Origin of the sequence: Amycolatopsis sp. A133, from assembly GCF_031082405.1 — a bacterium.
In the GTDB taxonomy this organism is placed as follows: domain Bacteria; phylum Actinomycetota; class Actinomycetes; order Mycobacteriales; family Pseudonocardiaceae; genus Amycolatopsis.
Window position 1 is genome coordinate 121,161 of sequence record NZ_JAVHJU010000069.1, and the last position, 24,004, is coordinate 145,164.

A 24,004-nucleotide genomic window follows, 5' to 3' on the forward strand; every position below is an offset into this window, starting at 1 on the left:
GACATGACCACCCCCGACCAGGCCGCGGTGCTCGTCGACCCCGACGAGCACCGCGGCGGCACCGGCACGGCCCGGTTCGTGCTCAAGAAGATCGCCGAAGCGCTGATCAGCATCGTGCTGGTGATCGTGCTGTTCTTCTTCCTCTTCCGCATGCTGCCCGGCGACCCGGTCGCGGCGATGACCCGCGACCACCCCACCAGCCCCCAGCAGATCGCCGACCTGCGCGAGAAGATGGGCGTCGACAAGCCCGTCCTCGTCCAGTTCGGCAACTACTTCCGGGACCTGCTGCACGGCGACCTCGGCGAATCCCGGCTGCTCAACAACGGTCGCCCGGTCGCCGACATGATCGGCGAACGGCTCTGGCCGACCATCCTGCTCGTCGGCAGCGCCACCCTGCTCGCCGTGCTCCTCGGGCTGTGGCTGGGCATCCGCGCCGCCTGGCGCCGCGACAGCCCCTTCGACCGCACCCAGACCGGGATCGCCCTCACCCTGTGGTCGGTCCCGCAGTTCTGGCTCGGCCTGATGCTGCTCGTCGTGACCAACGGCTTGTTCCCCAGCCGCGGCATGCACTCCCCGGACGCCGCACCCGACGTCTTCTCCCAGACCCTCGACGTCCTGCACCACCTCGTGCTGCCCTGCGTGACGCTGCTGGCGGTGTTCTACGCCCAGTACATGCTGATCATGCGGTCGTCGCTGCTCGGGGAGATGAACGCCGACTACCTCACCACCGCCCGCGCCAAGGGCCTGCGCGACGACCTCGTCCGCCGCCGCCACGCCGTCCCCAACGCCCTGCTCCCGACCACCACGCTGGTGTTCATGCAGTTCGGCTCGGTGCTGGCCGGCGCGGTCACCGTCGAGGCCGTGTTCAGCTGGCCCGGCCTCGGCCAGCTGACCTACGACGCCCTGCACGGGCCCGACCTGCCGGTGCTCCAAGGCGTGTTCACCGTGCTGGCGAGCGCGGTGGTGCTGATGAACCTGCTCGCGGAACTGCTCTACCGCGTGCTCGACCCCAGGGTGCGTACCTCATGACCACCACCGAGACGCCCCGGCAGATCGCCTGGGCGCGCCGCCGCGCGTCGCTGGCCAGGACCTGGCGCGAGTTCTCCGGCCAGCGCGCCGCCCTCGCCGGCCTCGCCCTGCTCGGCGTCACCGTGCTCGTCGCCCTGCTCCTGCCGCTGATCAGCGACGAGAGCGGCCTCGACGTCACCAAGGCCACCGGGGCGCCGCTGTCCCCGCCGAACGCCGACTTCTGGCTCGGCACCGACAACTTCGGCCGCTCGGTGCTGCTGATGACCGTCTGGGGCACCCGGATCTCGCTGCTCGTCGGGTTCTCCGCCGCGCTGCTGTCGGTCGTGATCGGCACCCTGATCGGCATCACCGCCGCCCACTTCGGCGGCTGGGTGTCGGCGGCCCTGCTGCGCTTCACCGACTTCTTCCTGGTCCTGCCCTCGCTGATCCTCGCGATCGCGCTCTCGGCGGTGCTGCCCAGGGGCGTCGGCACGATCATCCTCGCCATCGGCCTCACCGCCTGGCCCAGCACCGCCCGGCTCGTCCGCGCCCAGACCCTCACCATCGAAAGCCGCCCCTACATCGAACGCGCCCACGCCCTCGGCGGCGGCCACCTGCACATCATCGGCCGGCACGTGCTGCCCGGCGTGATGCCGCTGGTCCTGGCCAACACCACCCTGGTCGTCGGCAACGCCGTCATCGCCGACGCGACCCTGTCGTTCCTCGGCGTCGGCGACCCCAACTCCGTCACCTGGGGCCTGGTGCTGGAAAGCGCGCTCAACAACGGCGCCATCAGCCGCGGCGCCTGGTGGAACGTGCTCCCGCCCGGCATCGCCATCGTCCTCGTCGTCCTCTTCTTCACCCTGGTCGGCCGGGGCCTGGAGACCGTGTTCAACCCGAGGTTGAAGAAGTGACCACCCCGCTGCTGCAGCTCCAGGACCTCAACGTGACCTACGCGGTGGGGGACAAGGAAGTGCCCGCCGTCCGCGGCGTCGGCCTCACCCTCGACCCCGGCGGCACCCTCGGCGTCGCCGGCGAATCCGGCTCGGGCAAGTCGACCGTCGCCATGAGCGTGCTGCGGCTGCTGCCGCGCACCGCGAAGATCACCGGCGAGATCCTCCTCGACGGCGAAGACGTCACCGCCATGAAGTGGGGCCGCCTGCGCGCGGTCCGCTGGGCCGAGGCGTCCGTGGTGTTCCAGGGCGCCATGCACGCGCTCAACCCCGTCCGCAAGATCGGCGAGCAGATCGCCGAGCCCCTGCGGCTGCACCCCCCGGCAGGGAAGGCCCCGACCGACGCCGAGGTCGGCGCCCGCGTCGCCGAACTGCTCACCCAGGTCGACCTGCCCCCGAGCCGGGCCGGCGCCTACCCCCACGAGCTGTCCGGCGGGCAGAAGCAGCGCGTCATGATCGCCATGGCCCTGGCCTGCTCACCCCGGCTGATCATCGCCGACGAACCGACCACCGCCCTCGACGTCATCGTCCAGGCCCAGGTCCTCGCCCTGCTCTCGCGCCTGGTCGCCGAGCAGGACATCGGCCTGATCATGATCAGCCACGACCTGTCCGTGCTCGCCGCCACCTGCCGGCGCATCGCGGTGATGTACGACGGGCAGATCGTCGAAGAAGGCCCCAGCGCCGAGGTCATGGGCTCGCCGAAGCACGAGCACACCCGCGCGCTGGCCGCGGCGTTCCCCACCGTCGGCGACCCGGCGTCGCGCTTCGCCCCGGCCACCACCAACCCGCTGCCGCCCGAACCCCCGGACCGGGTGGCGGGTGGCGAGCCGCTGCTGGCCGCGGAGAACCTGCGCGTGTCCTTCCGCGACCGCACCGGCAAGCGCATCAACGCCGTCGCCGGTGTCGACCTCACCGTCTCCCGCGACGAGATCGTCGCGCTGGTCGGCCAGTCCGGCTCCGGCAAGACCACCCTCGCCCGGACGCTGCTCGGCCTGCAGAAACCCGACTCCGGCGTGGTCCGCTACGCCGGGAAGCCCGTCCCCGCCGGCGGTGCCGGGCTCAAGGCCTACCGGCGGCAGGTGCAGCTCGTCCTGCAGGACCCGACAAGCGCGCTGAACCCGTCCCACACCGTGTACGAAGCCGTCGCCGAGGGCCCGCGCATCCACAAGCTCGCCGGCGAACGGGACGTCGTGCACCGGGCGCTGGAAGCGGCCGAGCTGCGGCCCGCCGCGAAGTACGCCGACCGGCTCCCGCACCAGCTCTCCGGCGGCCAGCGCCAGCGCGTCGTCATCGCCGGGGCACTGGCGCTCGAACCGTCGGTGGTGGTGGCCGACGAACCGGTCGCCTCGCTCGACGCCTCCGTGCGCGGCGAAATCCTCGGGCTGCTGCTGCGGCTGCGGCGCGAACTGGGCCTCGCGGCGCTGGTGATCACCCACGACCTGGGCCTGGCCTGGAACATCGCCGACCGCGTCGCCGTGATGTACCGCGGCGAGCTCGTCGAAACCGGCACCGTCGAACAGGTCCTGCTCGACCCGCAGCACGAGTACACAAAATCCCTGCTGGCCGCCCTGCCCGGCGGCACCGCCCAGCACCGCACCGTCGGGGCCTGACCCGGCGGCGGCCGGGCCTACCCGGAAACCCGGCACTGCGGGAACCCCGCACGAGCGCGGTGTGTAATCTCCGAACGGAAATGGCGACCACCACCGACCCCGCACAGACGCCCTCGACCGGACTGGCCGAGCGGCTCCGCGTGCCCTCGCGATTCCCCTACCGCACGATCGCGATGGGCACCGTCGGCAGCACCCTGCTGATGGTCGCCGCCCTGGGCGCCGGCGGCATCCTGATCTCCGACCCGGTGCTCGGCCACGGCCCGCTCTCGTGGGTCCGCTACGGCCACGGGCGCATGCTCGCCAACGCCGTCCTCTACACCGGCTTCGGCATGGTCGTGTGGGCGTGGGTCCGGCTCGGCCGCTACGTGCTCGCCGGCCGCATCGGCAGCCGCCCGATCCTGGTCGCCGCCGGCTGCTGGATGGCGCCGCTGCTCGTCTCGCCGCCGCTGTTCACCCGCGACGTCTTCTCCTACCTCGGCCAGGGCGCCCAGCTGCTCTACGGGCTCGACCCGTACGCCAACGGCCCCGCCGAGCTCGACGTGCTGCCGAACGTCGTGCAGAACGTCCACCCGCTCTGGCAGACGACTCCCGCGCCGTACGGGCCCCTGTTCCTGCTGATCTCCAAGGGCGTCGTCTCGGTCAGCGGCGACAACATGATCCTCGGCGTCATCCTGATGCGCGTCGTGCTGCTCGTCGGGCTCGCCGGGACGCTGTGGGCGCTGCCGCGGCTGGTCAAGCACCTCGGCGGCCGGCTCCCGGTCGCGCTGTGGCTCGCGGTGGCCAGCCCGATGATGGTCATCCACCTCTTCGGCGGCCCGCACAACGACCTGATGATGCTCGCGTTCCTCACCATCGGCGTCCTCGCCGCCCTGGAACGCAAGCACGTGCTCGCGGTCGTCCTGGTCACGATCGGCATGCTGATCAAGCCGACCGCGGCGATCGCCCTGCCGTTCATCGTCTGGATGTGGGCCAACCACCTCACCGGCGAGTCGAAGGTCCGCAACTTCCTGCGCGCCGGCGCCGCGTCGGTCGGCCTGTTCCTGCCGGTGTTCGTCGCGGGCACGTGGATCTCGCTGGGCTCGCTCAACCTCGGCTGGTGGTCCGGCCTCAAGGCCCCGCAGCTCATCGCGAACTGGCTCAACATCCCCACCGGCATCGGCGAGGTGTTCTACAACCTCGTCCACATCGTCGTGGACGTCCAGGTCTCGCCGTTCGTGACGGTCGCCCGCGCCGCCGGCATGCTCCTGCTGATCGCGTTCGGCGTCCGCCAGTGGTGGCTCGCCCGCGGCGGCGGCACGGAAGCGGTCTACCGCGCCGGGATCTCGCTCCTGGCGGTGGCGATCCTCATGCCGCCGACCCTGCCGTGGTACCTGACGTGGGGCTTCGTGCTCCTGTCGGCGTTCAAGTGGCAGCCTCGGCACCTGGCGCTCGTGGTGGCGGTGTCGGTGTTCGTGACGCTGGTCTACTACCCGACGGGCGAGCAGGCCCTGTACGACTGGTGGTTCATCGCCCTGGTCGTGGTGGCCAGCCTGTACTCGGCGGCTTCGCTGCTGCGCCCGGACCCGCTGGGCCTCATCGACGCCTGGCGCCGCCCGGAGAAGTTCCTCCGCGGCTGACACTCCTGCCGCGGCCGGTCGTGAGTGGTAAGTCGGGTTCTAACCCGACTTACCACTCACGACCCCCCCCCCCCCCCGGCCCAGCCGCGCCACGTGTGCACGTCCGTGACCACCACCGCGTGCTCCGGCGGCCGCTCGGCGTACTGCTCGTACTTCGCCACCAGCCACGAGAGCGGCTCGGCGCCCGGCGGCTCGATCCGCGCGACCCCGTCCGCGCGGGCCCACCACAACCGCGACCAGTCCTCCGAATAGCCGTCGGCCAGGAAGCACACCGCCGGGTTCTCCGCGATGTTGCGCAGCCGCCGCAGGGCGGTCGTCGACTTCGGTTTGTGGTCCACCGCGAACACCACCACGTCGCCGTGCACCGCGAACGTCACCGGCACCAGGTGCGGCACCCCCGCGGCCGACACCGTCGCCAGCCGCGCGACCCGTGCCGCGGCAAACCGGTCACGGGCCTCTTCCGAGGTCACGTCAGTGCCGGAGCGTCGAACACCAGCGTCCCCAGGTCCGCGTCCAGCGTCACCGGCACCCCCAGCGGCAACGTCGGTGACGACGCCACGTGCCCGAACCCGAACTCCTCCACCAGCGGCACCCCCAGCGGCACGAGCCGGTCCACCACGAGCGCACGTACCTCCGAAGCGGGCCCGCACGCCGCCCACGAACCCAGCACGATCCCGCGGACGCCGTCGAACCAGCCGCTGCGCAGCAGCTGCGTCAGCATCCGGTCCAGCCGGTACACGCTCTCCGTCACGTCCTCCAGCAGCACGATCGCGTCCCGCGCCGACCCGTGCTCCGGCGTCCCGATCCCCGCCGCCAGCAGCGACAGGTTCCCGCCCGTCAGCACCCCCGACGCCCGGCCCGGCACCAGCGCCGACCCGCCGCGGACCACCAGGTTCCGCTCCGGTTCGAACAGCGAACGCCGCAGGTGCTCGACCGCGAAGTCGTCGAACAGCACGCTCGCCGGCATCGGAGAGAACAAAGTGGACAGTCCGAGGTGGACGTCCACCGCCCGGTGCAGCGCCGTGATGTCCGACGACCCGGCCAGCACCTTCGGCCCCGCCGCCCGCAGCGCCGCCCAGTCCACCAGGTCCAGCATCCGCTGCACGCCGTAACCGCCGCGCGCGGCCAGCACGCACCGCACCCCCGGGTCCAGCCACGCCTCGGTGAACTCCGCCGCCCGCGCCGCGTCCGCGCCGGACAGGTACGGCGGCGACCCCGGCTCGGCCCGCACGCACGGCCCGACCCGCACCTCCACACCCCAGCCGCGCAGCACCGGCAGCGCCTTCTCCAGCAGGTCCGCCGGCACCGGCCCGGCCGGGGCCACCAGCGCCAGCGTGTCGCCGGCCCGCAACCGCGGCGGCCTCACTTCGCCAGCTCCAGCCGCGCCACACCCGGCGTTTCGAAGCCGAACACCTGGCCGTAGAACGACAATTCCGCCTCCAGCGCCGCCACGATCGTCGTCGCCTGCCGGAACCCGTGCTGCTCCCCGGCGAACCGCTGGTAGGCGTACGGGATCCCGCGCCCGGCCAGCTGGGCCACGAACCGGTCCGCCTGCTCCGGCGGGCAGATCCGGTCCTCCAGCCCCTGCTGGAACAGCACCGACCCGGCCAGTCTCCCGACGTTCGCCAGCGGGGAACGATCGACGTACCGCTGCCGCGTCGCCGGCAACGGCCCGACCAGCCCGTCGAGGTACCGCGACTCGAAGTCGTGCGTGTCGCCGGTCCACCCGGCCAGATCCAGCACCGGGTACAGCACCGTGCCCGCCCGGTAGGTCTTCGTCGTCGTCAGCGACGCCGCCGCGGTGAACCCGCCCGCGCTGCCGCCCTTGATCCCCAGCCGGTCGCCGTCGGCCAGCCCGGCCGCCACCAGCGCCTCGGCCACCGCGACGCAGTCGGCGACGTCCACCACGCCCCACTGCTCCCGCAGCCGCTCCCGGTAGGCCCGCCCGAACCCGGTCGACCCGCCGTAGTTCACCGCCGCCACGCCGATGCCGCGGCTGGTGAAGTAGGCGATCTCCAGGTTCAGCTCGGCGAAGTGCTGCCCGGTCGGGCCGCCGTGCACGTCCACCAGCAACGGCGGCCGCTCGCCGTCGGGTGCCGCGAAGCCCGGGTTCCGCGGCGGGTACAGGACCACCGGCACGATCTGTCCGCCGGCGGTGGTGAACAGCCGCTCCTGCGGCACCGGCAGGTACGCCGACGGCAGGTCCGGCTGCGGCGTCAAGTCCGTCACCGCGCCGTCGGGGGAAACGCGCACGACAGCGGACTCCCGCGCCGGGCCGCCCGCCACGCCCACCACCGCGTCGCCGAGGACGGCGAGTCCCGTCGAAGACCAGGCCGTCAGCTCGCCGGCCACCGGCGTCACCGAGCCGTCGGCCTCGTCGAGCACCGCCAGCCGGCCCGAGGCCAGCACCGCGTGCCGCCCGCCGCCGAGCGGGGCGAACCACCGCGAACCCGCCTTCCACAGCGGCCCGCCGAGCTCCTGCGCCACCGGCGCCAGGTTCACCACCGACCCGTCCAGGCCGATCCGGTGCAGGTTCCACCAGCCGTCCGGGTCCAGCAGCGCCAGCAGCGTGGCCGGCGTCTCCCACTCGACCTGGCACACCGAGACGTCCGCGCCGCCGGCCCGCACCCGGTGCGGCCCGAACGCGCCGTCATCGCCGACGGGCGCCACGCACAGCTCGGTGCCGTCCCACGGCATCAGCGGGTGGTCCCAGCCGAACCAGGCCGCGTGCCGCCCGTCCGGCGACAGCTTCGGCACGGTCAGGAACCGGTGGCTCGCGGCCAGCACCCGCTCGCCGCCCCCGTCCACGGCGATCGCCACGAGCTCCCGCTCGACGTCGGCCGGCCGCGGCCCGGTACTGCGCTCCCGGACCGCCCACACCTCGCCCGGCCGCCCGGCCCGCAGATCGCCGTAACGGACGCTCTGGGGCTCCGCCGGGGCCGGCGTGAGCGGAACCACGCCGGTTTCGCCCTGGGCGTACACGCGCTGATCGGCCCAGTGCGTGAACACCACGGCACCACCGGCCACCGCCCACGGCCGTCCGCCGTATTCGTGCAGCCGGTTGCGGACGTTCCACGGTGGCGGCAGCACGTCCTCGGTGCCGCCCGGCACCGCCCGGACCAGCGCGACCCGCCCCTGCTCACCGGGTCGCGCCTCGGCCCACCACACCTCGCCGGAGACGACGTCGAGCCACTGCGGGCCGCCGCCGGCGGCGGCCACGTCGGCGGCGGTGATGGGGGACGACCAGGTTCCGTACGGGGAGATCCGAGACACCCCCCGAGGCTAGCGGCCCGCGAACCATGGGGCGGCGGATGCCGATCATGCGCCGGTGGCCTAGGGTCGTCAGTGCTATGTCTCGCGTAATCCACGTCTTCCGCCAGCCGGATCGGTTCGTCGCCGGCACCGTCGGCGAGCCCGGCGATCGCACGTTCTACCTCCAGGCGTCGGAGGACGTGCGCACCATCAGCGTCACCATCGAAAAACAGCAGGTCGTCGTCCTCGCGGAACGCCTGAGCTCGCTGCTCGAGGAGGTCGCCAGCCGGTTCGGCGCCGACGTCCCCGACGACGCGCCCGCGGACCTCGTCGACCTCGACCCCCTCACCGTGCCGGTCGAGGAGGAGTTCCGCGTCGGCACCATGGGCCTGGGCTGGGACGCCGACAGCAGCGCGGTCGTCATCGAACTGCTCGCCATCACCGAGGGCGAGGTCGACGAAACGGTCGTGCTCGACGACACCGAGGAAGGCCCGGACGCCGTCCGCGTCTTCCTCTCCCCGGCCGCCGCCCGCGCCTTCGCCGAGCGGGCCGACCGCGTCGTCAACGCCGGCCGCAAGCCCTGCCCGCTGTGCGGGGAGCCGCTCGACCCGGCCGGGCACATCTGCCCCCGGCAGAACGGCTACCGGCGCGAAACCGACGCGGACGAAGACTGACCATGGCGAGCACCCCGGCCGGTCCCGCGTCCCGCGAGCTCGTCACCCACGGCCGCATCGACGTCGAAGGACGGCTCGTCGACGCCTCCAACGTGACGCTCTTCTGCGCCATCGAGCTCGACGGCGTCACCGGCCGGGTCGTGTACAAGCCGGTGTCGGGGGAGCGGCCGCTGTGGGACTTCCCCGACGGCACCCTGGCCGGGCGCGAGGTCGCCACCGCGATCATCGCCGACGCCGCCGGCATCGGCGCGATCCCGCCGACCGTCCTGCGCGACGGGCCGTTCGGTCCCGGCATGGTCCAGCTGTGGGTCGAGACCACCGAAGACGACCTCGTCGAAGTCCTCCCGCCCGACGACGTCCCCGACGGCTGGCGCCCGGTGCTGCACGCCCACGACCGGCTCGGCGAACCCGCGGTGCTCGCCCACGCGAACCACCCCGGGCTGCGCGACCTCGCCGTGCTCGACATCGTCGTCAACAACACCGACCGCAAGGGCGGCCACTTGCTGCCCGGAGTCGACGGGCACGTCTACGGCGTCGACCACGGCATCTGCCTGCACACCGACCCGAAGCTGCGGACCGTCCTGTGGGGCTGGGTCGGCGAGCCACTGCCGCCGGACACCGTCGAGAAGCTGCGCAAGCTGCGCTCGGAGATCGACGGCGGCCTCGGCAAGACCCTCGCCGAGCACATCACCAAGTTCGAGATCCGGGCCCTGGCCGAACGCACCGACGTCCTGCTCGCCGAGGGCATCTTCCCCGAGCCCGGTGACGACTGGCGAGCCATTCCGTGGCCCCTGTTCTGATCGACACCCCGGCCCGCGCCCGGCTCGCCGACCGCTTCGGCGCCGACGTGGCCGGACCCTGGTGCGACGCACTCCCGGACCTCGTCGCCCGCCTGAGCACGAAGTGGGGGCTGACCGTCCGCGAAGCCCGGGCCGGCAACACCGGCCGCACCCTCCTGTGCACCGGCCCCGGCGGCGACCTGCGGGTCCTCAAGCTGACCCCGGACCCCGAAGTCGCCCGGCTGGAGTTCACCGGCCTGAGCGCCTGGGCCGGGTGCTCCCGCGTCGTCCAAGTCCTCGACGCCGACCTCGACGTCAACGCCATCCTCCTCGAAGGCCTGGTCCCGGGCACCGAGCTGACCGGCCGCAACGTGCCGTGGGCCGAGGTCGGCGAGCTGCTCAACCAGCTGCACGCCGTGGAGCCACCCCGGGGACTCCGGCGGCTGGCCGAGGGCATCGAGTTCATCTTCGACCTGTCCGAACGCCGCCGCCGCGAGTCCCCGGCCGCCGGGCACCTGAGCGCCGGCGTGCTGGCCAAGGGGCGTGAACGCGCTGCGGCGCTGGCCGCCAGCGGGCCGGTCACGCTCATCCACGGCGACCTGCACCCCGCCAACGTCCTCGACGCCGGCCCCGGGCGCGGCGCGGTGGCCATCGACCCGCGGCCCGCGCTCGGCGACCCCGCCCTCGACGCGATCGACTTCGTTTTTGTCCCGATGGCGGCCGGCGGCACGATCGACGACGGGATCGCCGCGCTCGCTCCGCACGTCGCCGGCTTCGACGCCGACCGCGTCCGCGCGTGGTGCGTCGCGATGGCTCCGCTGGTCGCGCTGCCGTCGTTGCGCCGGGGTGAGCGGACGCCGTTCACCGACGCGGTCCTGGAGTTGGCGCTGACCGGCGTGGCATGACCGGTCCGGGTGCCGGGGACCACTAGCGTGCCTGGTCGTGCGCTCCCATTCCTATGACGACGTGCTCGCCGGCCGCCGCCGCAAAAAGGTGCCGGAGGTCCCCGCCGAACCCGGCCTCGTGGTCGAAGACCCCGCCAGCGGCTACTGCGGCGCGGTGGTGAAGATCGAGTACGGGAACGTCGTGCTCGAAGACGCCAAGGGCCGCCACCGCGTCTTCCCGCTCGTCCCCGCCGGGTTCCTCCTGGAAGGCAAGCTGGTGACGCTGGTGCCGCACCGGGCCCCGGCGAAGGCGCCGGCCCGGCAGGTCTCCGCGTCCGGGTCGGTGAAGGTGCAGGGCCTGAAGGCCCGCGTCGCCCGCGACTCGCGCATCTGGGTCGAAGGCAAGCACGACGCCGAGCTCGTCGAACGCGTCTGGGGCCACGACCTGCGCGTCGAAGGCGTCGTCGTCGAGCCGCTCGACGGCGTCGACGTGCTCGCCGACCGGATCGCCGAATTCGGCACCGGCCCCGGCCGCCGCCTCGGCGTCCTGGTTGACCACCTCGTGCCCGGCAGCAAGGAAACCCGCCTGGTCGAGGCCATCCGCGACGAGAACGTGCTGGTCACCGGCCACCCCTACATCGACGTGTGGGAAGCCGTGCGGCCCGAAGCCGTCGGGATCAAGGCCTGGCCGAAGATCCCGCGCGGGACCGAGTGGAAGCAGGGGATCTGCGACGCGCTCGGCTGGGGGCAACCTTTCGAAGGCTGGCAACGTGTGTTGAGCGGAGTGAGCAGTTTCCGCGACCTCGAGACCCCGCTCATCGGGGCCGTGGAACGGCTCATCGACTTCGTCACCGAGCCGACGGAAGAGGGCTGAATGTCCGGTTTGTCCAAGGTCACGCGAAGGTTACGTCGCGTTACCAATCCGGCCAAAAGTAGGCCGACCCTACGCGGGCACGTAACCGCTGCTACGCAGCCATTCGGCCGTGACTGTGGCCGGATTGGTAACAATCGACACAGCACTGCGCCGGTGCGAACCGGCGCGATCTGAGAGCATGAAGCCATGGCTTGGGCACTGGTCTGGTTGATCGTCGGCATCGCCCTGATCGTCGCCGAAGTCGTCTCCGGCGACTTCGTGCTGATCATGCTGGGCGTTGCCGCGCTGTTCGGCGCCGGTGCCGAGGTCCTCACCGGGAACCTGGTCATCGACGTCGCCGTGTTCGCCGTCGCCTCGGTCGGCATGCTCCTGCTGGTCCGCCCCGCGCTCAAGCGGCGCCTGCTGTCCGGGCCGGCCCACCACACCGGCATCGACGCGCTGATCGGCGCCCGCGCCATCGTCGTATCCACAGTGGACTCCGAGACGGGGCGGGTGAAACTGGCCGGCGACGTCTGGTCGGCCCGCAGCCTGGGGGAGCACCTCCCGCCCATCGCGCCCGGCACCCCGGTCACCGTCGTCGAGATCTCCGGCGCCACCGCCGTCGTGTCGGCCGAGCCGTGAGCCTCGGGCTCGTCATCGTCGGCGAGGGCCACGCCGCGGTGCTCGAACGCGGCGGGCGGTTCCGCACCGTGCTCGGCCCCGGCCGCCACTTCGTGCTCCCGTTCGCCGACCGGGTCCGCGCCCGCTTCGACCTCGGCGACCAGATCCTGTCGGCCCCGCCCCGCCCGGTCGAAGCCGGTGACGGGCACGAGGTCCTCATCGGGTTCGAGGTCACCTTCGCGGTGACCGACCCGCGCCCGGCCACCTACGAGATCGCCGGCCCGGCGCTCGCGATCGAGCAGCTGACCCGCACCGCGCTGCGGCAGGAAGCCGGCCTGACCACCGCCGAGCGCGCCGTCACCGCGCCCGGGGACCTGCACCGTACAGTGTGGACGGTCCTGCACGACACCACCGGCCGCTGGGGCATCACCACGAAGGAACTCAAGCTCGAGGTGCGCCCGCCCGCGGCACCCGCAACGCCGTCAACCGCGCAAGAATGGTACTAGGTAAGGGGAAATTCTCTTGACCGGATTCGCGATCGGCCTGGTCATCGCCTTGGTCTTGCTCGTGGTCATCACGATAGCCAAGGCGGTCATGGTGGTGCCGCAGGCGCAGTCGGCCGTGATCGAGCGGCTCGGCCGGTTCCGCACGGTCGCCTCGCCCGGCCTCAACATCCTCGTGCCGTTCCTGGACAAGGTGCGCGCCCGGATCGACCTGCGCGAGCAGGTCGTCTCGTTCCCGCCGCAGCCGGTGATCACCGAGGACAACCTGACGGTGTCGATCGACACGGTCGTGTACTTCCAGGTCACCGATTCGCGCGCCGCGGTGTACGAGATCTCCAACTACATCGTCGGTGTCGAGCAGCTGACCACCACCACGCTGCGCAACGTGGTCGGTGGCATGAGCCTCGAGCAGACCCTCACCTCCCGCGACTCCATCAACACCCAGCTGCGCGGCGTGCTGGACGAGGCGACCGGCCGGTGGGGCATCCGCGTGAGCCGGGTCGAGCTGAAGGCGATCGACCCGCCGCCCTCCATCCAGGACTCGATGGAGAAGCAGATGCGCGCCGACCGCGAGAAGCGCGCGATGATCCTCACCGCCGAAGGCCAGCGGGAGTCGGCGATCAAGACCGCGGAAGGCCAGAAGCAGAGCCAGATCCTCTCCGCCGAAGGTGCCCGCCAGGCGACCATCCTCGCCGCCGAGGCCGAGCGGCAGTCCCGCATCCTGCGGGCGCAGGGTGAGCGGGCCGCGCGCTACCTGCAGGCGCAGGGTCAGGCGAAGGCGATCGAGAAGGTGTTCGCCGCGATCAAGGCCGGCCGCCCGACGCCGGAGGTGCTGGCCTACCAGTACCTGCAGACGCTGCCGCAGTTGGCGCAGGGCGACGCGAACAAGGTCTGGATGATCCCCAGCGACTACGGCAAGGCCCTCGAAGGCTTCGCCCGCGCGCTCGGCGCCCCGGGCGACGACGGCGTGTTCCGGTACGAGCCGCCGCGCGAGGACGTCCCGGACAAGCCCGACCTCGAGGACGAAGAGGTCGCCAGCTGGTTCGAGACCAAGAGCGACCCGAAGGTCGCCGAAGCCGTCGCGGCCGCGGAAGCCGTGGCGCGCAAGGAGGTCCCCGCGATCGGTGCGCCTTCGGCGCCGCCCGCGCGGCCGTCGATCCCGCGTCCTTCCCAGCAGCAGCCCGAGCCGGACGAGGAGCGTGGCACGGAGGCCGCGCCCGCACCGCAGCAGCCCCTGACCCCGCAGGGCGGCCAGCCCGCCCTGCCCCAGCCGCAGCAGCCGGCGGCCCAGCCTCCGGCCGGTCCGCCCCCGGGCGGGCAGTACCAGGGCCAGCCGCCGCAGGCCCCGCCGCCGGGCCAGTTCGGCGGCCCGCAGCAGAACCCGGGCAGCGGCCCGTTCCCGCAGCAGCCCCCGTTCGGCGGTCCCCAGGGCGGCCCGCGCCGCTGACCCCAAGCGCCACATTGGGTGCGTTGAATCGGCACTGCGGTGCGAAGCGCCTCCGTTGAGGGTGGTGGTGGGGGCATGGATGGAGCAACCAACGCCACCTCGGGGCGCTTTCACGTCCGCTGGTAGACCGTGACGTCGTCGATGTCCGCCTTCGAGCGGTCCTTCAGCACGATCACGCACACGACCGTGACCACCGCGGACAGGATGATGTAGCCCGAGATCGAGTACGGCGTCCCGGTCGTGTGCAGCAGCCACGTCGCCAGCAGCGGGGCCGGGCCGCCGGCGAACACCGACGCGAGCTGGTAGCCCAGCCCGGCACCGCCGTAACGCAGGTGCGTCGGGAAACTCTCGCCGATCAGCGCCGCCTGCGGACCGTACTGCAGCGCGTGCGGGACGAACGAAACGACGACGGCCACGAACACCAGCGCGTGGCTGCCGTGCGCCAGGATCGTGAAGTACGGGAACGCGATCAGCCCGGTCAGCACCGCCCCGCACAGGTAGACCCGTTTGCGGCCGAAGGTGTCCGACAGCGATGAGAACAGCGGGATCAGCGCCAGTTCGCACGCCGCGCCGACCAGGACCGCGTTGAGCACGAAGGTTCTGCTGAAGTCGGGCCGCGACACGACGTAGATCAGCACGTAGCTGGTGAACAGGTAGAACGGCATCTGCTCGCTGAACCGGACGCCGGCCGACAGCAGGATTTCCCGCCAGTGGTGCCGGATCGCGTCGAGCACCGGCGTGCGGGCGGTCTGCCGGTTCTCGACCAGTTTTGCGAACATCGGTGTCTCGAGGATCTTCAGCCGGATCACCAGCCCGACCGCGACGAGCACGAGGCTGGCCAGGAACGGCAGCCGCCAGCCCCACGAGTCGAACGCCTCCGGCGAGAGCGTCGCCGACAGCAGCGTCATCCCGCCGGTGCCGAGCACCAGCCCGACCGGGACGCCGATCTGCGCGAAGCTGCCGAGCAGCCCGCGTTTGCGCTGGTCACCCCATTCCATGGCGAGCAGGACCGAGCCGCTCCACTCGCCGCCGATGGCGATGCCCTGCACCAGCCGCAGCAGCACCAGCAGCAGCGGCGCGGCGATCCCGATCGTCGACGTCCCGGGCAGCATCCCGACGATGCCGGAGGAGATGCCCATCAGCAGCAGCGTGACGATCAGCGTCGCCTTCCGGCCGATCCGGTCGCCCCAGTGCCCGAAGAGGGCGGCCCCGACCGGCCGCGCGGCGAACCCGACCGCGTAGGTGGCGAACGACTGCATGGCCCCCGCGTACGCGCTCGACGCGGGGAAGAACAGGTGCGGGAAGACCAAGGCCGCCGCGGTGTTGTAGAGGAAGAAGTCGTACCACTCGATGGTCGTGCCGATGGCGCTCGCCAGCGCCGCCCGCCGCACCTGCACTCGTCTTGACCCGCTGTCCGCCGCCACCTGTTGAGTGACGCCGTTGTCTCCCAGAACCATCTTTCAACACCTCCGGTGACCGATGTCACACAACAGTGTGACGGTCACCGATGATTTCGGCGATCGATGACTCGCTTCTCGTCCGGTCGGTGCCGAAGTCCCGCAAAACTTGCCGACTGGGCAAGTTTGCAGATTCTGCAACTTTCGGTACGGTGGGTTCATGGACACCGACCGCGCCGGGCTGCGCGAGCGCAAGAAGCGGGAAACGCGCATCGCGCTGAGCTGGGCGGCGATCCGGCTCACCGTCGAACGCGGCTTCGACAACGTCCGGATCGAAGACATCGCCGCCGCGGCCGGGGTGTCCACCCGCACCTTCAGCAACTACTTCGGCAGCAAGGGTGAAGCCATCGTCGCCCGCCACCACGACCGGGCCCGCGCGATCGCCGCGGCGCTGCGCGAACGCCCGGCCGGCGAACCGATCTGGGCCGCCGTCACCCACGCCGCCCTCGCCGGGTTCGCGCTCGGCGAGCCGGTGCCCGACGGACAGGGTGCCACCCAGGAGTGGGTCGAAGGGCTGCGGCTGATGGTCGCCGAACCCGCGCTGCAGGGCGAGTTCCAGAAGGCCGGCGCGGCCGCCGAAGCCGAGCTCGCGCTCGCCGTCGCCGAACGCACCGGTACCGACGCCACCCGGGACGTCTACCCGCTGCTCGTCGCGGGCGTCGTCGGCGCCGCGCTCACCGTCGTCACCCGGCAGTTCCTCGTCGCCGATCCGCGGCCACCGCTCGAAGTCATCCTGCGGGACGTTTTCGAGCGGCTCGCCGCCGGCCTGCCCGAACCGCGCTAGCACTCCGTCCGAACCGCACGCCCGTACCGCGGGCTGCTTCGCCATGCCCGAAATCAAGGAGCTTTCGCCATGCAAGACGTCGTCATCGCCGGAGCCGGGCCCAACGGCCTCATGCTCGCCTGCGAACTCGCCCTCGCCGGGATCCGGCCGCTGGTCCTGGAACGGCTGCCCGAACCCACCACCGAGAACCGCGCCAACGGCCTCGTCGGCCAGGTCGTCCGCCTCCTCGACCGCCGTGGCCTGCACGAGCGGCTCGCCGGCCCGATCGGGCCGCCCGTGCCGGCGTTCGTCTTCGGCGCGATGCGGCTCGATCTCACGCTCGCCGAGCGCAACTCGCTGAACATCCTCGGCGTGCCACAGCGGCGCGTCGAGGCGATGCTCAACGAACGTGCCGCCGAACTCGGTGTCGAGATCCGGCGCGGCCACGAGCTCGCCGGCCTCACGCAGGACGCCGACGTGGTTTCGCTCGACGTCACCGGTCCCGGTGGTGCGTACCGGCTCGATGCCCGGTACCTCGCCGGCGCGGACGGCGGCCGCAGCGTCACCCGCAAGCTCGCCGGCATCGGCTTCCCCGGCGTCACCGAGGACCGCACCCTGTCCCACACCGCGAACGCCACCGTGCCGGCGGAGTTCGCCGACCCGGAATCCGGCGGCCTGCGGGTGCCGGGGCACGGCGTCATCCCGCCGTTCTTCCACTACCGCACCGAAACCGGGCTGTTCGTCTACGCCCCGTTCCCCGCCGGCCCGCTGATCAGCGCCACGGAATGGACCGACGACGAAGAGCCCGCGGACGAACCGCCGATGACCCTCGACGATCAGCGCGCGAGCGTCCGCCGCGTCCTCGGGTTCGACCTGCCCCTCGGTGCGCCCGAAGGCGACGGGCCGCACCTGCTGCGACGGCTGCGCGGCCGCAACACGCGGCTGGCCGAAAAGTTCCGCGAAGGCCGGGTCCTGCTGGTCGGCGACGCCGCGCACGTCCACTCCGCGATCGGCGGCCCCGGGCTGAACCTCGGCCTGCAGGACGCCGTCGGCCTCGGCTGGAAGCTCGCCGCCACGGTGCGCGGCTGGGCGCCGGCGGGTCTGCTCGACACCTACGAAAGCGAACGCCGCCCGGTCGCCGAGCGCGTGGTCATGCACACCCAGGCCCAGTCCGCGCTGATCAGCCCGGGCGGCGACGTCACCGCGCTGCGCGAACTGTTCGGCGAACTCCTCCGGCTACCCGGCACCGTGCAGCACATCGCCGACCTGATGTCGGGGGCCGACGTCCGGTACAAGCCGGGCACCGACCACCCGCTCGACGGCCGGTGGGCCCCGGACCTCGTGCTGGACGACGGCACCCGGCTCGCCGACCTGACCACGACGGCCCGGCCGCTGCTGCTGGACTTCACCGGCTCACTCGGCGACGAACTCCGCGGCTGGACCGACCGGGTCGACCTCGTCACCGGCCACGCGCCGGGCGACGCGACCGCGCTGCTCGTCCGGCCCGACGGTTACGTCGCCTGGGCGGCGAGTTCCGCCGAACCGGACGGCACCGACCGCAAGGCCCTGCGCGCCGCGCTCGAACGGTGGTTCGGCCACCCCCTTGACGCGTAGGAGATCTCCTACGTATTGTCGCCGGGCATGACGATCACCCACGTGCAGTTCCTGACCCTGCCCGTCGCCGACCACGCCCGGGCGCGGGATTTCTACGTCGGCAAGCTCGGGTTCGAAGCGCTCGTCGACCGCCGCACCCCCGAAGGCGGCCGGTTCGTGCTGGTCGCGCCGAAGGGGGCGAAGACCGGCGTGGTGCTGACCGACCAGCCGGTCACCGGGATCGAACCGGGTCCGCGGCACTTCCAGCTGCAGACCACCGACGTCGACGCCGATGTCGCCGCGCTGCGGGCGGCCGGCGTCGAGGTCGCCGAGCCGCAGCGGCAGCCGTGGGGCCGGGCGACGTCGTTCACCGACGTCGACGGCCACACCGTGGGCCTGCTCGAGCCGTCGGACTTCGGCAACGTGCCGAACTGATGCCGGTCAACAACGACGTCTTCGCCGCGCTGGCCAGCCCGGCCCGGCGCGAGGTGCTGCGGCTGCTGCTCGACGGCCCGATGGCGGCCGGCGCGATCGCGGACCGGTTCGCGATGGCCCGGCCCAGCCTCTCGGAACACCTTCGGGTGCTTCGGGAGGCTGGCCTGGTCACCGAGCAGCGGCAGGGCCGCCACCGCGTCTACCGGCTCGACGCGGCCCCGCTGGAAGAAGTCGCGGGCTGGCTCACCCCCTACGAGCGCTTCTGGCGCAGCAAGCTCGCCAACCTGCGCGATCTGCTGGACGAAGAGGAAGACCTGTGACCGAGGACGACCCGGCCGCGATCCACGTCGACCAGTTCCTCGCCCACCCCGCCCGCAAGGTGTGGCGCGCGCTGACCGAACCGGACCTGCTGGAGCGCTGGATCAACATGCCGAACGACATCAAACCCGTGGTGGGGCACCGGTTCGAGCTGCTGGCCGAGCCGGTGCCCGCGGCCGGGTTCGCCGGTGGCCCGGTGGCGTGCGAGGTGCTGGAGGTCGAGCCGGAACGCAAGCTGAGCATCCGCTGGGGTCCGCAGTGGACGGTCACGTGGCGGCTCGAACCGGAGGGCACCGGCACCCGGCTGTTCCTCAGCCACGAAGGGTTCGACCCGGACGACGAGTTCCAGCGCGTCTCCCGGCGGATCATGGGCGGCGGCTGGCGCTCCCACGTGCCCCGGGCCCTGGCCCGGTTGCTGGACGCGCTGCCCGATCCGGCCCCGTTACGATCGGACGGTGACCCCCGCTGATCCGCACGCGTCGAAACCGCTGCGCGCCGACGCCCGGCGCAACCGGGCGCGCGTGCTGGAGGCGGCGGAGAACGTGTTCGCCGCCAAGGGCACCGGAGCGCCCACCGAGGAGGTCGCCCGCGTCGCCGGCGTCGGCATCGGCACGGTGTTCCGGCACTTCCCGACGAAGGAGGCCCTGCTCGAAGCGGTGCTCTACGCCCGGCTGAGCCGGTTCGTCGAGGAGGCCGAGACGGCCGTCGCCGCGGAGTCCGCGGACCCGGGCAGCGCGTTCTTCACGTTCCTCACCAGCTGGATCGAGATGTCGAGCGCGAAGAACGCCTACTTCGAGGCGCTCACCGCGGCCGGGGTGACGGTGCCGGTGGCCGAGTCCGGCATCGGCGCGCGGCTGGTGGCGGCCCTCGGTGTGCTGCTCTCGCGGGCGCAGGAGGCGGGCGCGGTCCGGAAGGACCTCGTCGTCGGCGAGCTGATACCGGTGGTCATCGGGGTGGCGAGGGCCGCCGAGTACGCCGGCCCGGACGCGACGCTGCGCGACCGGGCCGTGGCGATCCTGTTCGACGGGCTGCGGGCGTCAGCGGGGGAGCGCCGCTGAGCCGACCGGCTCCAGCGTCGGGCGCTTCGCGGTGAGCGTGTCACCGGAGGATTCGCCCCGCAGCCGCCGCCGCACCCACGGCAGCGCGTGCTCCTGGGCCCACCGCAGGTTCTGGCTGCGCCGCTGCGCCGGGCTCAGCACGTCCCGCGGCCCGAGTTCGGCGCCGGCCAGCGGGTGCCGGACGCCGAGGACGTCCAGCACGGCGATGGCGACCTCGGTGTGGCCGTAGGGGTTGAGGTGCAGGCGGTCGGGCGCCCACAACCGCCGGTCGCGCAGCTGCCGCATCGCCCACAGGTCCACCAGCAGCGCCCCGTGCCGGGCGGCGATGCCGCGCACGTGCTCGTTGTAGATGGCGACCCGGCCGCGGATCCGCCGGAAGAGGGCGTCCTCGACGCCGTCGACCCCGGTGAACAGCACCAGTCGCGCTCCGGTCGAGCGGATCCGCTCGACGGCGGTCTCGTAGCTGTCCATCAGCCCGTCGATGTCGACCTTGGGCCGCATCAGGTCGTTCCCGCCGGCGTAGAGGGTGACGAGGTCGGGCTCCATGGCCAGCGCCGGCTCGAGCTGTTCGGCCAGCACCTGGGGCAGCAGCTTGCCGCGGATGGCCAGGTTGGCGTACCGGAAGCCCGGCTCCCGCGCGGCGAGCTGCTCGGCGGTGCGGTCGGCCCAGCCGCGCACGCCGTTCGCAGCGGTGGGATCGTCGTCGCCGACGCCTTCGGTGAACGAGTCCCCCAGGGTCACTAAGCGCTTGCTCATGTGTCCAGTCTAGGCAGAGCCGCAGGTGCCTGTGACGCCGCCTTCGCCGGTGGGAGACCCGGGTGCCGCGGTTCGCCCGGCGCGGAATCCGTGGCCCGCCGGGCACCCGGCCGGTACACGGAAGACATGACCTCCTACGACGCGATCGCCGACTGGTACGAAACGACCCTCGTCCCCAGCTGGCGGGACGATCCGCTGGAGTTCGAGCCCACGCTGCGGGAACTCCTCGGCCCGGGCACGGGACCGTGTCTTGAGCTGGGCTGCGGCACCGGCGCCCACGCCGGCCGGGTCCGCGCGCTCGGCCGCGCGCCGCTCGGTGTCGACGTCTCCGCCGGGATGCTGCACCACGCCGCCGCCCGGCTGCCGGTGGTGCTCGGGGATGCCGCGGCGCTGCCGGTCGCCACCGGTGTGTTGCCCGCCGTCGTCGCGATCATGGTGCACACCGACATGCCCGCGTACCCGCGGATCCTGCGCGAAGCGGCCCGCGTCCTGGCTCCCGGCGGGGTGTTCGTGCACATCGGCGTGCACCCGTGCTTCTGCGGCGGGTTCGCCGACCGCACCGACGGCCGCGCCGTCGTCATCCGGCCCGGCTACCGGGAACCCGGCTGGACGACGGAGTCGTGGAGCGACCAGGGCCTGCGGGACAAGGTCGGCGCCACCCACCGGCCGCTGCCGGACCTGCTGGGCGCAGTCCTCGAAGCGGGCCTGGTGTTCGAGCGGTTCGCCGAAGGCGGCGCACCCACGCCGACGGTCCTGGCCTGGCGGGCGCGAAAGCCTTACGACGAACGAACCGGCCGGATCAGCTGAGTGCTCGGCTCTCGGTCGCCGGCCGCTCCTGGCCGGCCGCCCACGACGCCAACAGGGCCAGACCGTCCGCGGCCGCCGTGCCGGCGGGCGCGGTGTAGACGTTGAGGAGCAGGCCGGGTTCGGCAGGCAGTTCCATCGACTCGACGTCCAGGTCGAGCCGGCCCACTACCGGATGGTGTACACGCTTGCGTCCGGACCGGTGGAGCCGGACGTCCTGAGACGCCCACCGCCGCCGAAACAGTTCACTGCGCGTTGACAATTCACCGACCAGGGCGATCAGTTCCTCGTCGTGCGGATTGCGGCCGGCTTCCATGCGCAGCTTCGCGGCCACATCGCCGACGATCCGGTCATAGTCGACGAAGAACGTTCTTGCCGCTTCGGGATCCAAATAGACGAACCGCGCGGTGTTCGCCGGCCGTCGCGAGTCGGCCAGCATGGGTGAATACAGCGCGCGGGCGAGGTGGTTCATGGCCAGGACGTCATAACGGCCGTTGCAAATCCACGCCGGCGCATCGGTGATGGCGTCGAGCACCTGCCGAAGCGCCGGGCGCACCGTGACGGCGGGTCGCCGGCGGCGTGGACCGCTGGGCGCCCTCGACTGCCGCGCGAGGTGGAACAGGTGATCGCGCTCGGCCTCGTCGAGTTGCAAGGCCGAGGCCAACGCGTCGAGCACCCCGTCGGAGGCGCCGGCGAGGCTGCCGCGCTCCATCCGCACGTAGTAGTCGACCGATACCCCGGCGAGGAGCGCGACCTCTTCGCGACGCAGACCTTTGACCCGGCGGTTGCCGCCGTAGGCGGGCAGCCCGGCCTGCTCGGGCGCGATCCGCGCGCGACGCGAGCTCAGGAATAACTTGATCTCGGTGCGCAGATCGATCTTGGTCATTCCTGCACCATAGGCCCTGCCCGCAGGCGGAGGGAGGTTCTGCCGGTACCCCCGTCGGCTGCGGCAAGCCTCGTGCCGATGCCTAGGTCCCTGTTGCGGTCGTGGCGATGCCGCCGTCGACCGGGATGACGGTCCCCGTGAGATAGGCTCCGGCCCGGCTGGCGAGGAACACGGCGATGCCCGCCATGTCGTCGTCGCGGCCGAGCCGGCGCAGCGGGGCCTTCGCCGCGATCGTGTCGCCGAGGACTTCGAGCGTGGACGCCATCATCTGCGACGGGAACGGTCCGGGGGCCACCGCGTTCACCGTGACGTGCTGGGGGCCCAGTTCCCGGGCGAGCACCCGGGTGAGCTGGTGGAGTCCCGCTTTGCTGCCGGCGTACGAGTAGTTGGGCGAATCGGCGACGTGGATGGCGGCGATACTGCCGATGTTGATGATCCGCGCGGGATCGTCGGCGGTGCCTGCCCGGCGAAGTGCCGGGAGCAGCGCCTGCACCAGCCAGAACGGCGACTTGAGGTTGAGGTCGAGCACGGTGTCCCAGGCCTCGTCCGGGAACGTCTCCAGCGGCTCGCGCCACATCGCCCCCGCGTTGTTGACGAGGATGTCCAGGCGGTCCGAGTCGGCCTGGACTAGGTCGGCGAGGCGCCGGCACTCGTCGTGCCCGGACAGGTCGGCGGGGAATGCTCGAACGTCGCCGAATTCGGACAGTAAATGCTGGGCCTCCGCGCACGTGTCCGCCTTGCGTGAGCTGATGATGACGCGGGCGCCCGCCTGCAGGAGGCCGCGCGCTATCATCATTCCGATTCCCTTGGTGCCACCCGTGACGAGTGCGCATTTCCCGCTCAGATCAAAAAGGTCCGGGCGAGTGGTGAACCGGTTGTCCGCCATTGTTTTTGTTCCTTCTGTCCGGGAAGCGTGTCTTGACACGGTCGCGTGTCCGGTGGGCTGGGAGCCGACTCGAAAAGGTTGACAGGCGTCCGGGACGTTCGGGAGACCCTGGTGATACAGGTACTGGGAGAGCCACCTAGCCGACCGCGCCGACCTGCCTGGCCCGGTGCTCGGCGACGTGGACGCGCGTCGCGCAGCGCGTCGAGCAGAACCGGCGGCGGCCGTTGCGCGAGGTGTCGACGTACGCCGTTTCGCAGCCTTCTCGGCCGCAGATGCCCAGCCGGTCCGGGGCCTCGCACACCAGGTGGGCCAGCCCGCCCGCGGTGTAGGCGCGGACGCGGCCGACCGGGCCGGCGTCCTCGGCGGAGTAGTGCAGGTGGGGCGGTTTGCCGTCGTGGGTGGTGATGTACGGCCGGCACGCCGCTTCGGCCAGCAGCTCGTTGACCAGGTCCGGGCGGGCGGCGGGGGTGGCGGAGAACACCGGCCGCAGGCGGCGGGCCCACGCGCCGATCCGCGCCGCTTCGCCGTCGGTCAGTGCCTCGATCGCCATCCCGTTGCGGACCATGCCGTCGAGGAGCTCGCTCGCCGACCCGGCGTTGACCAGGTCGGCGGCCACCAGCGCGGCCGGGCCGCCGTAAGGGTTGAAGTGCACTGAGTCATTACAGCACGATCGGGGCATGGACCGGAACCGTTGCCCCCGCTGCGGCTGGCCGCTCGCCGAACTCCCGGCGGCCGCGGCGCAGCCCGTCACCCACCGGCTCGACTACGTGCGCTGCGTCTGCGGCAGCTGGCTCGCCCGCCTCGACGGCGAAGTCGTCGGCGCCACCCGCGCCCGGCTGACCCCGTGA

27 protein-coding genes are annotated in these 24,004 nt (G+C 72.2%); 19 read left to right on the forward strand and 8 right to left on the reverse strand.

The genetic code is table 11. The features are described 5' to 3' along the window. Window positions 1-3: 3 nt before the first annotated feature. The 4 genes from Q5425_RS42030 (at window position 4) to mptB (ending at window position 5,187) form a co-directional block, all read left to right on the forward strand. Window positions 4-1,029, forward strand: a complete 1,026-nt coding sequence (locus tag Q5425_RS42030) for an ABC transporter permease (RefSeq protein WP_308678025.1) — start codon at window positions 4-6, stop codon at window positions 1,027-1,029. Then, the gene (locus tag Q5425_RS42035; protein ID WP_308678026.1) at window positions 1,026-1,922 is read left to right on the forward strand and encodes an ABC transporter permease; all 897 of its coding nucleotides are present in this window, start codon (window positions 1,026-1,028) and stop codon (window positions 1,920-1,922) included. The genes Q5425_RS42030 and Q5425_RS42035 overlap by 4 nt, the downstream gene beginning before the upstream one ends. After that, on the forward strand, window positions 1,919-3,571 hold the full coding sequence (gene nikE / locus Q5425_RS42040; RefSeq protein WP_308678027.1) for an ABC transporter ATP-binding protein: 1,653 nt from the start codon (window positions 1,919-1,921) through the stop codon (window positions 3,569-3,571). Before Q5425_RS42035 ends, nikE begins: the two co-directional genes overlap by 4 nt. 80 nt (window positions 3,572-3,651) lie before the next feature. Next, window positions 3,652-5,187, forward strand: a complete 1,536-nt coding sequence (gene mptB, locus Q5425_RS42045) for a polyprenol phosphomannose-dependent alpha 1,6 mannosyltransferase MptB (protein ID WP_308678028.1) — start codon at window positions 3,652-3,654, stop codon at window positions 5,185-5,187. 56 nt (window positions 5,188-5,243) lie between these two features. Here the strand turns inward: mptB and Q5425_RS42050 are convergent, their stop codons facing one another. From Q5425_RS42050 to Q5425_RS42060, 3 genes are read right to left on the reverse strand one after another with little or no spacing between them, the layout of a single operon-like run. Then, window positions 5,244-5,657 carry a TIGR03668 family PPOX class F420-dependent oxidoreductase gene (locus Q5425_RS42050; RefSeq protein WP_308678029.1) on the reverse strand — a complete coding sequence of 138 codons (414 nt, stop codon included), beginning with the start codon at window positions 5,655-5,657 and terminating at the stop codon, window positions 5,244-5,246. Then, the gene (locus Q5425_RS42055) at window positions 5,654-6,553 is read right to left on the reverse strand and encodes an LD-carboxypeptidase (RefSeq protein ID WP_308678030.1); all 900 of its coding nucleotides are present in this window, start codon (window positions 6,551-6,553) and stop codon (window positions 5,654-5,656) included. The genes Q5425_RS42050 and Q5425_RS42055 overlap by 4 nt, the downstream gene beginning before the upstream one ends. Further along, on the reverse strand, window positions 6,550-8,460 hold the full coding sequence (locus Q5425_RS42060; protein ID WP_308678031.1) for a prolyl oligopeptidase family serine peptidase: 1,911 nt from the start codon (window positions 8,458-8,460) through the stop codon (window positions 6,550-6,552). The genes Q5425_RS42055 and Q5425_RS42060 overlap by 4 nt, the downstream gene beginning before the upstream one ends. A gap of 77 nt (window positions 8,461-8,537) precedes the next feature. On the opposite strand from Q5425_RS42060, the gene Q5425_RS42065 reads away from it, so the two are divergent. From Q5425_RS42065 to Q5425_RS42095, 7 genes are all read left to right on the forward strand, one after another. Next, the gene (locus Q5425_RS42065) at window positions 8,538-9,113 is read left to right on the forward strand and encodes a DUF3090 domain-containing protein (protein ID WP_308678032.1); all 576 of its coding nucleotides are present in this window, start codon (window positions 8,538-8,540) and stop codon (window positions 9,111-9,113) included. 2 nt (window positions 9,114-9,115) lie between these two features. Then, window positions 9,116-9,913, forward strand: a complete 798-nt coding sequence (locus Q5425_RS42070; protein WP_308678033.1) for an SCO1664 family protein — start codon at window positions 9,116-9,118, stop codon at window positions 9,911-9,913. Next, window positions 9,898-10,797, forward strand: a complete 900-nt coding sequence (locus tag Q5425_RS42075; RefSeq protein ID WP_308678034.1) for an aminoglycoside phosphotransferase family protein — start codon at window positions 9,898-9,900, stop codon at window positions 10,795-10,797. The genes Q5425_RS42070 and Q5425_RS42075 overlap by 16 nt, the downstream gene beginning before the upstream one ends. A gap of 37 nt (window positions 10,798-10,834) precedes the next feature. Continuing rightward, the gene (locus tag Q5425_RS42080) at window positions 10,835-11,650 is read left to right on the forward strand and encodes a DUF3097 domain-containing protein (RefSeq protein ID WP_308678035.1); all 816 of its coding nucleotides are present in this window, start codon (window positions 10,835-10,837) and stop codon (window positions 11,648-11,650) included. Window positions 11,651-11,836: 186 nt separating this feature from the next. Next, entirely contained in the window at window positions 11,837-12,271 is a 435-nt protein-coding gene (locus Q5425_RS42085; protein ID WP_308678036.1) for an NfeD family protein, read from the forward strand. Next, complete coding sequence (locus Q5425_RS42090; RefSeq protein ID WP_308678037.1) at window positions 12,268-12,756, forward strand: SPFH domain-containing protein; 489 nt, start codon at window positions 12,268-12,270, stop codon at window positions 12,754-12,756. Before Q5425_RS42085 ends, Q5425_RS42090 begins: the two co-directional genes overlap by 4 nt. 88 nt (window positions 12,757-12,844) lie before the next feature. After that, a complete protein-coding gene (locus Q5425_RS42095) occupies window positions 12,845-14,200 on the forward strand; it encodes an SPFH domain-containing protein (protein WP_308678212.1) in 1,356 nt (451 codons plus the stop codon). A 110-nt stretch (window positions 14,201-14,310) separates the two neighbouring features. Here the strand turns inward: Q5425_RS42095 and Q5425_RS42100 are convergent, their stop codons facing one another. Further along, complete coding sequence (locus Q5425_RS42100) at window positions 14,311-15,657, reverse strand: MFS transporter (RefSeq protein WP_308678038.1); 1,347 nt, start codon at window positions 15,655-15,657, stop codon at window positions 14,311-14,313. A 160-nt stretch (window positions 15,658-15,817) separates the two neighbouring features. Here Q5425_RS42100 and Q5425_RS42105 point away from each other — a divergent pair, with 160 nt between their 5' ends. The 6 genes from Q5425_RS42105 (at window position 15,818) to Q5425_RS42130 (ending at window position 19,824) form a co-directional block, all read left to right on the forward strand. Then, the gene (locus Q5425_RS42105; protein WP_308678039.1) at window positions 15,818-16,441 is read left to right on the forward strand and encodes a TetR family transcriptional regulator; all 624 of its coding nucleotides are present in this window, start codon (window positions 15,818-15,820) and stop codon (window positions 16,439-16,441) included. 69 nt (window positions 16,442-16,510) lie between these two features. Then, complete coding sequence (locus tag Q5425_RS42110; protein WP_308678040.1) at window positions 16,511-18,034, forward strand: FAD-dependent monooxygenase; 1,524 nt, start codon at window positions 16,511-16,513, stop codon at window positions 18,032-18,034. 27 nt (window positions 18,035-18,061) lie between these two features. Beyond that, window positions 18,062-18,448: a VOC family protein gene (locus Q5425_RS42115; protein ID WP_308678041.1), complete on the forward strand. Its 387-nt coding sequence runs from the start codon at window positions 18,062-18,064 to the stop codon at window positions 18,446-18,448. Next, on the forward strand, window positions 18,448-18,768 hold the full coding sequence (locus tag Q5425_RS42120) for a metalloregulator ArsR/SmtB family transcription factor (protein WP_308678042.1): 321 nt from the start codon (window positions 18,448-18,450) through the stop codon (window positions 18,766-18,768). The genes Q5425_RS42115 and Q5425_RS42120 overlap by 1 nt, the downstream gene beginning before the upstream one ends. Beyond that, entirely contained in the window at window positions 18,765-19,235 is a 471-nt protein-coding gene (locus Q5425_RS42125; RefSeq protein ID WP_308678043.1) for an SRPBCC domain-containing protein, read from the forward strand. Before Q5425_RS42120 ends, Q5425_RS42125 begins: the two co-directional genes overlap by 4 nt. After that, on the forward strand, window positions 19,222-19,824 hold the full coding sequence (locus Q5425_RS42130; protein WP_308678044.1) for a TetR/AcrR family transcriptional regulator: 603 nt from the start codon (window positions 19,222-19,224) through the stop codon (window positions 19,822-19,824). The genes Q5425_RS42125 and Q5425_RS42130 overlap by 14 nt, the downstream gene beginning before the upstream one ends. Here Q5425_RS42130 and Q5425_RS42135 read toward each other — a convergent pair. Further along, window positions 19,804-20,580: an SGNH/GDSL hydrolase family protein gene (locus Q5425_RS42135; RefSeq protein ID WP_308678045.1), complete on the reverse strand. Its 777-nt coding sequence runs from the start codon at window positions 20,578-20,580 to the stop codon at window positions 19,804-19,806. The genes Q5425_RS42130 and Q5425_RS42135 overlap by 21 nt on opposite strands. A gap of 126 nt (window positions 20,581-20,706) precedes the next feature. Between Q5425_RS42135 and Q5425_RS42140 the strand changes: the two genes are divergently transcribed. Then, window positions 20,707-21,387, forward strand: coding sequence for a class I SAM-dependent methyltransferase (locus Q5425_RS42140; RefSeq protein ID WP_308678046.1), 681 nt, complete (start codon window positions 20,707-20,709; stop codon window positions 21,385-21,387). On the opposite strand, the gene Q5425_RS42145 is transcribed toward Q5425_RS42140, so the two are convergent. The 3 genes from Q5425_RS42145 to Q5425_RS42155 form a co-directional block, all read right to left on the reverse strand. After that, a complete protein-coding gene (locus Q5425_RS42145; RefSeq protein WP_308678047.1) occupies window positions 21,380-22,270 on the reverse strand; it encodes a helix-turn-helix transcriptional regulator in 891 nt (296 codons plus the stop codon). The genes Q5425_RS42140 and Q5425_RS42145 overlap by 8 nt on opposite strands. An 82-nt stretch (window positions 22,271-22,352) precedes the next feature. Then, window positions 22,353-23,156: an SDR family oxidoreductase gene (locus Q5425_RS42150; protein ID WP_308678048.1), complete on the reverse strand. Its 804-nt coding sequence runs from the start codon at window positions 23,154-23,156 to the stop codon at window positions 22,353-22,355. Between the two features lie 136 nt (window positions 23,157-23,292). Next, window positions 23,293-23,808, reverse strand: coding sequence for a CGNR zinc finger domain-containing protein (locus Q5425_RS42155; protein WP_308678049.1), 516 nt, complete (start codon window positions 23,806-23,808; stop codon window positions 23,293-23,295). Window positions 23,809-23,833: 25 nt separating this feature from the next. Here Q5425_RS42155 and Q5425_RS42160 point away from each other — a divergent pair, with 25 nt between their 5' ends. Beyond that, a complete protein-coding gene (locus Q5425_RS42160) occupies window positions 23,834-24,004 on the forward strand; it encodes a hypothetical protein (protein ID WP_308678050.1) in 171 nt (56 codons plus the stop codon).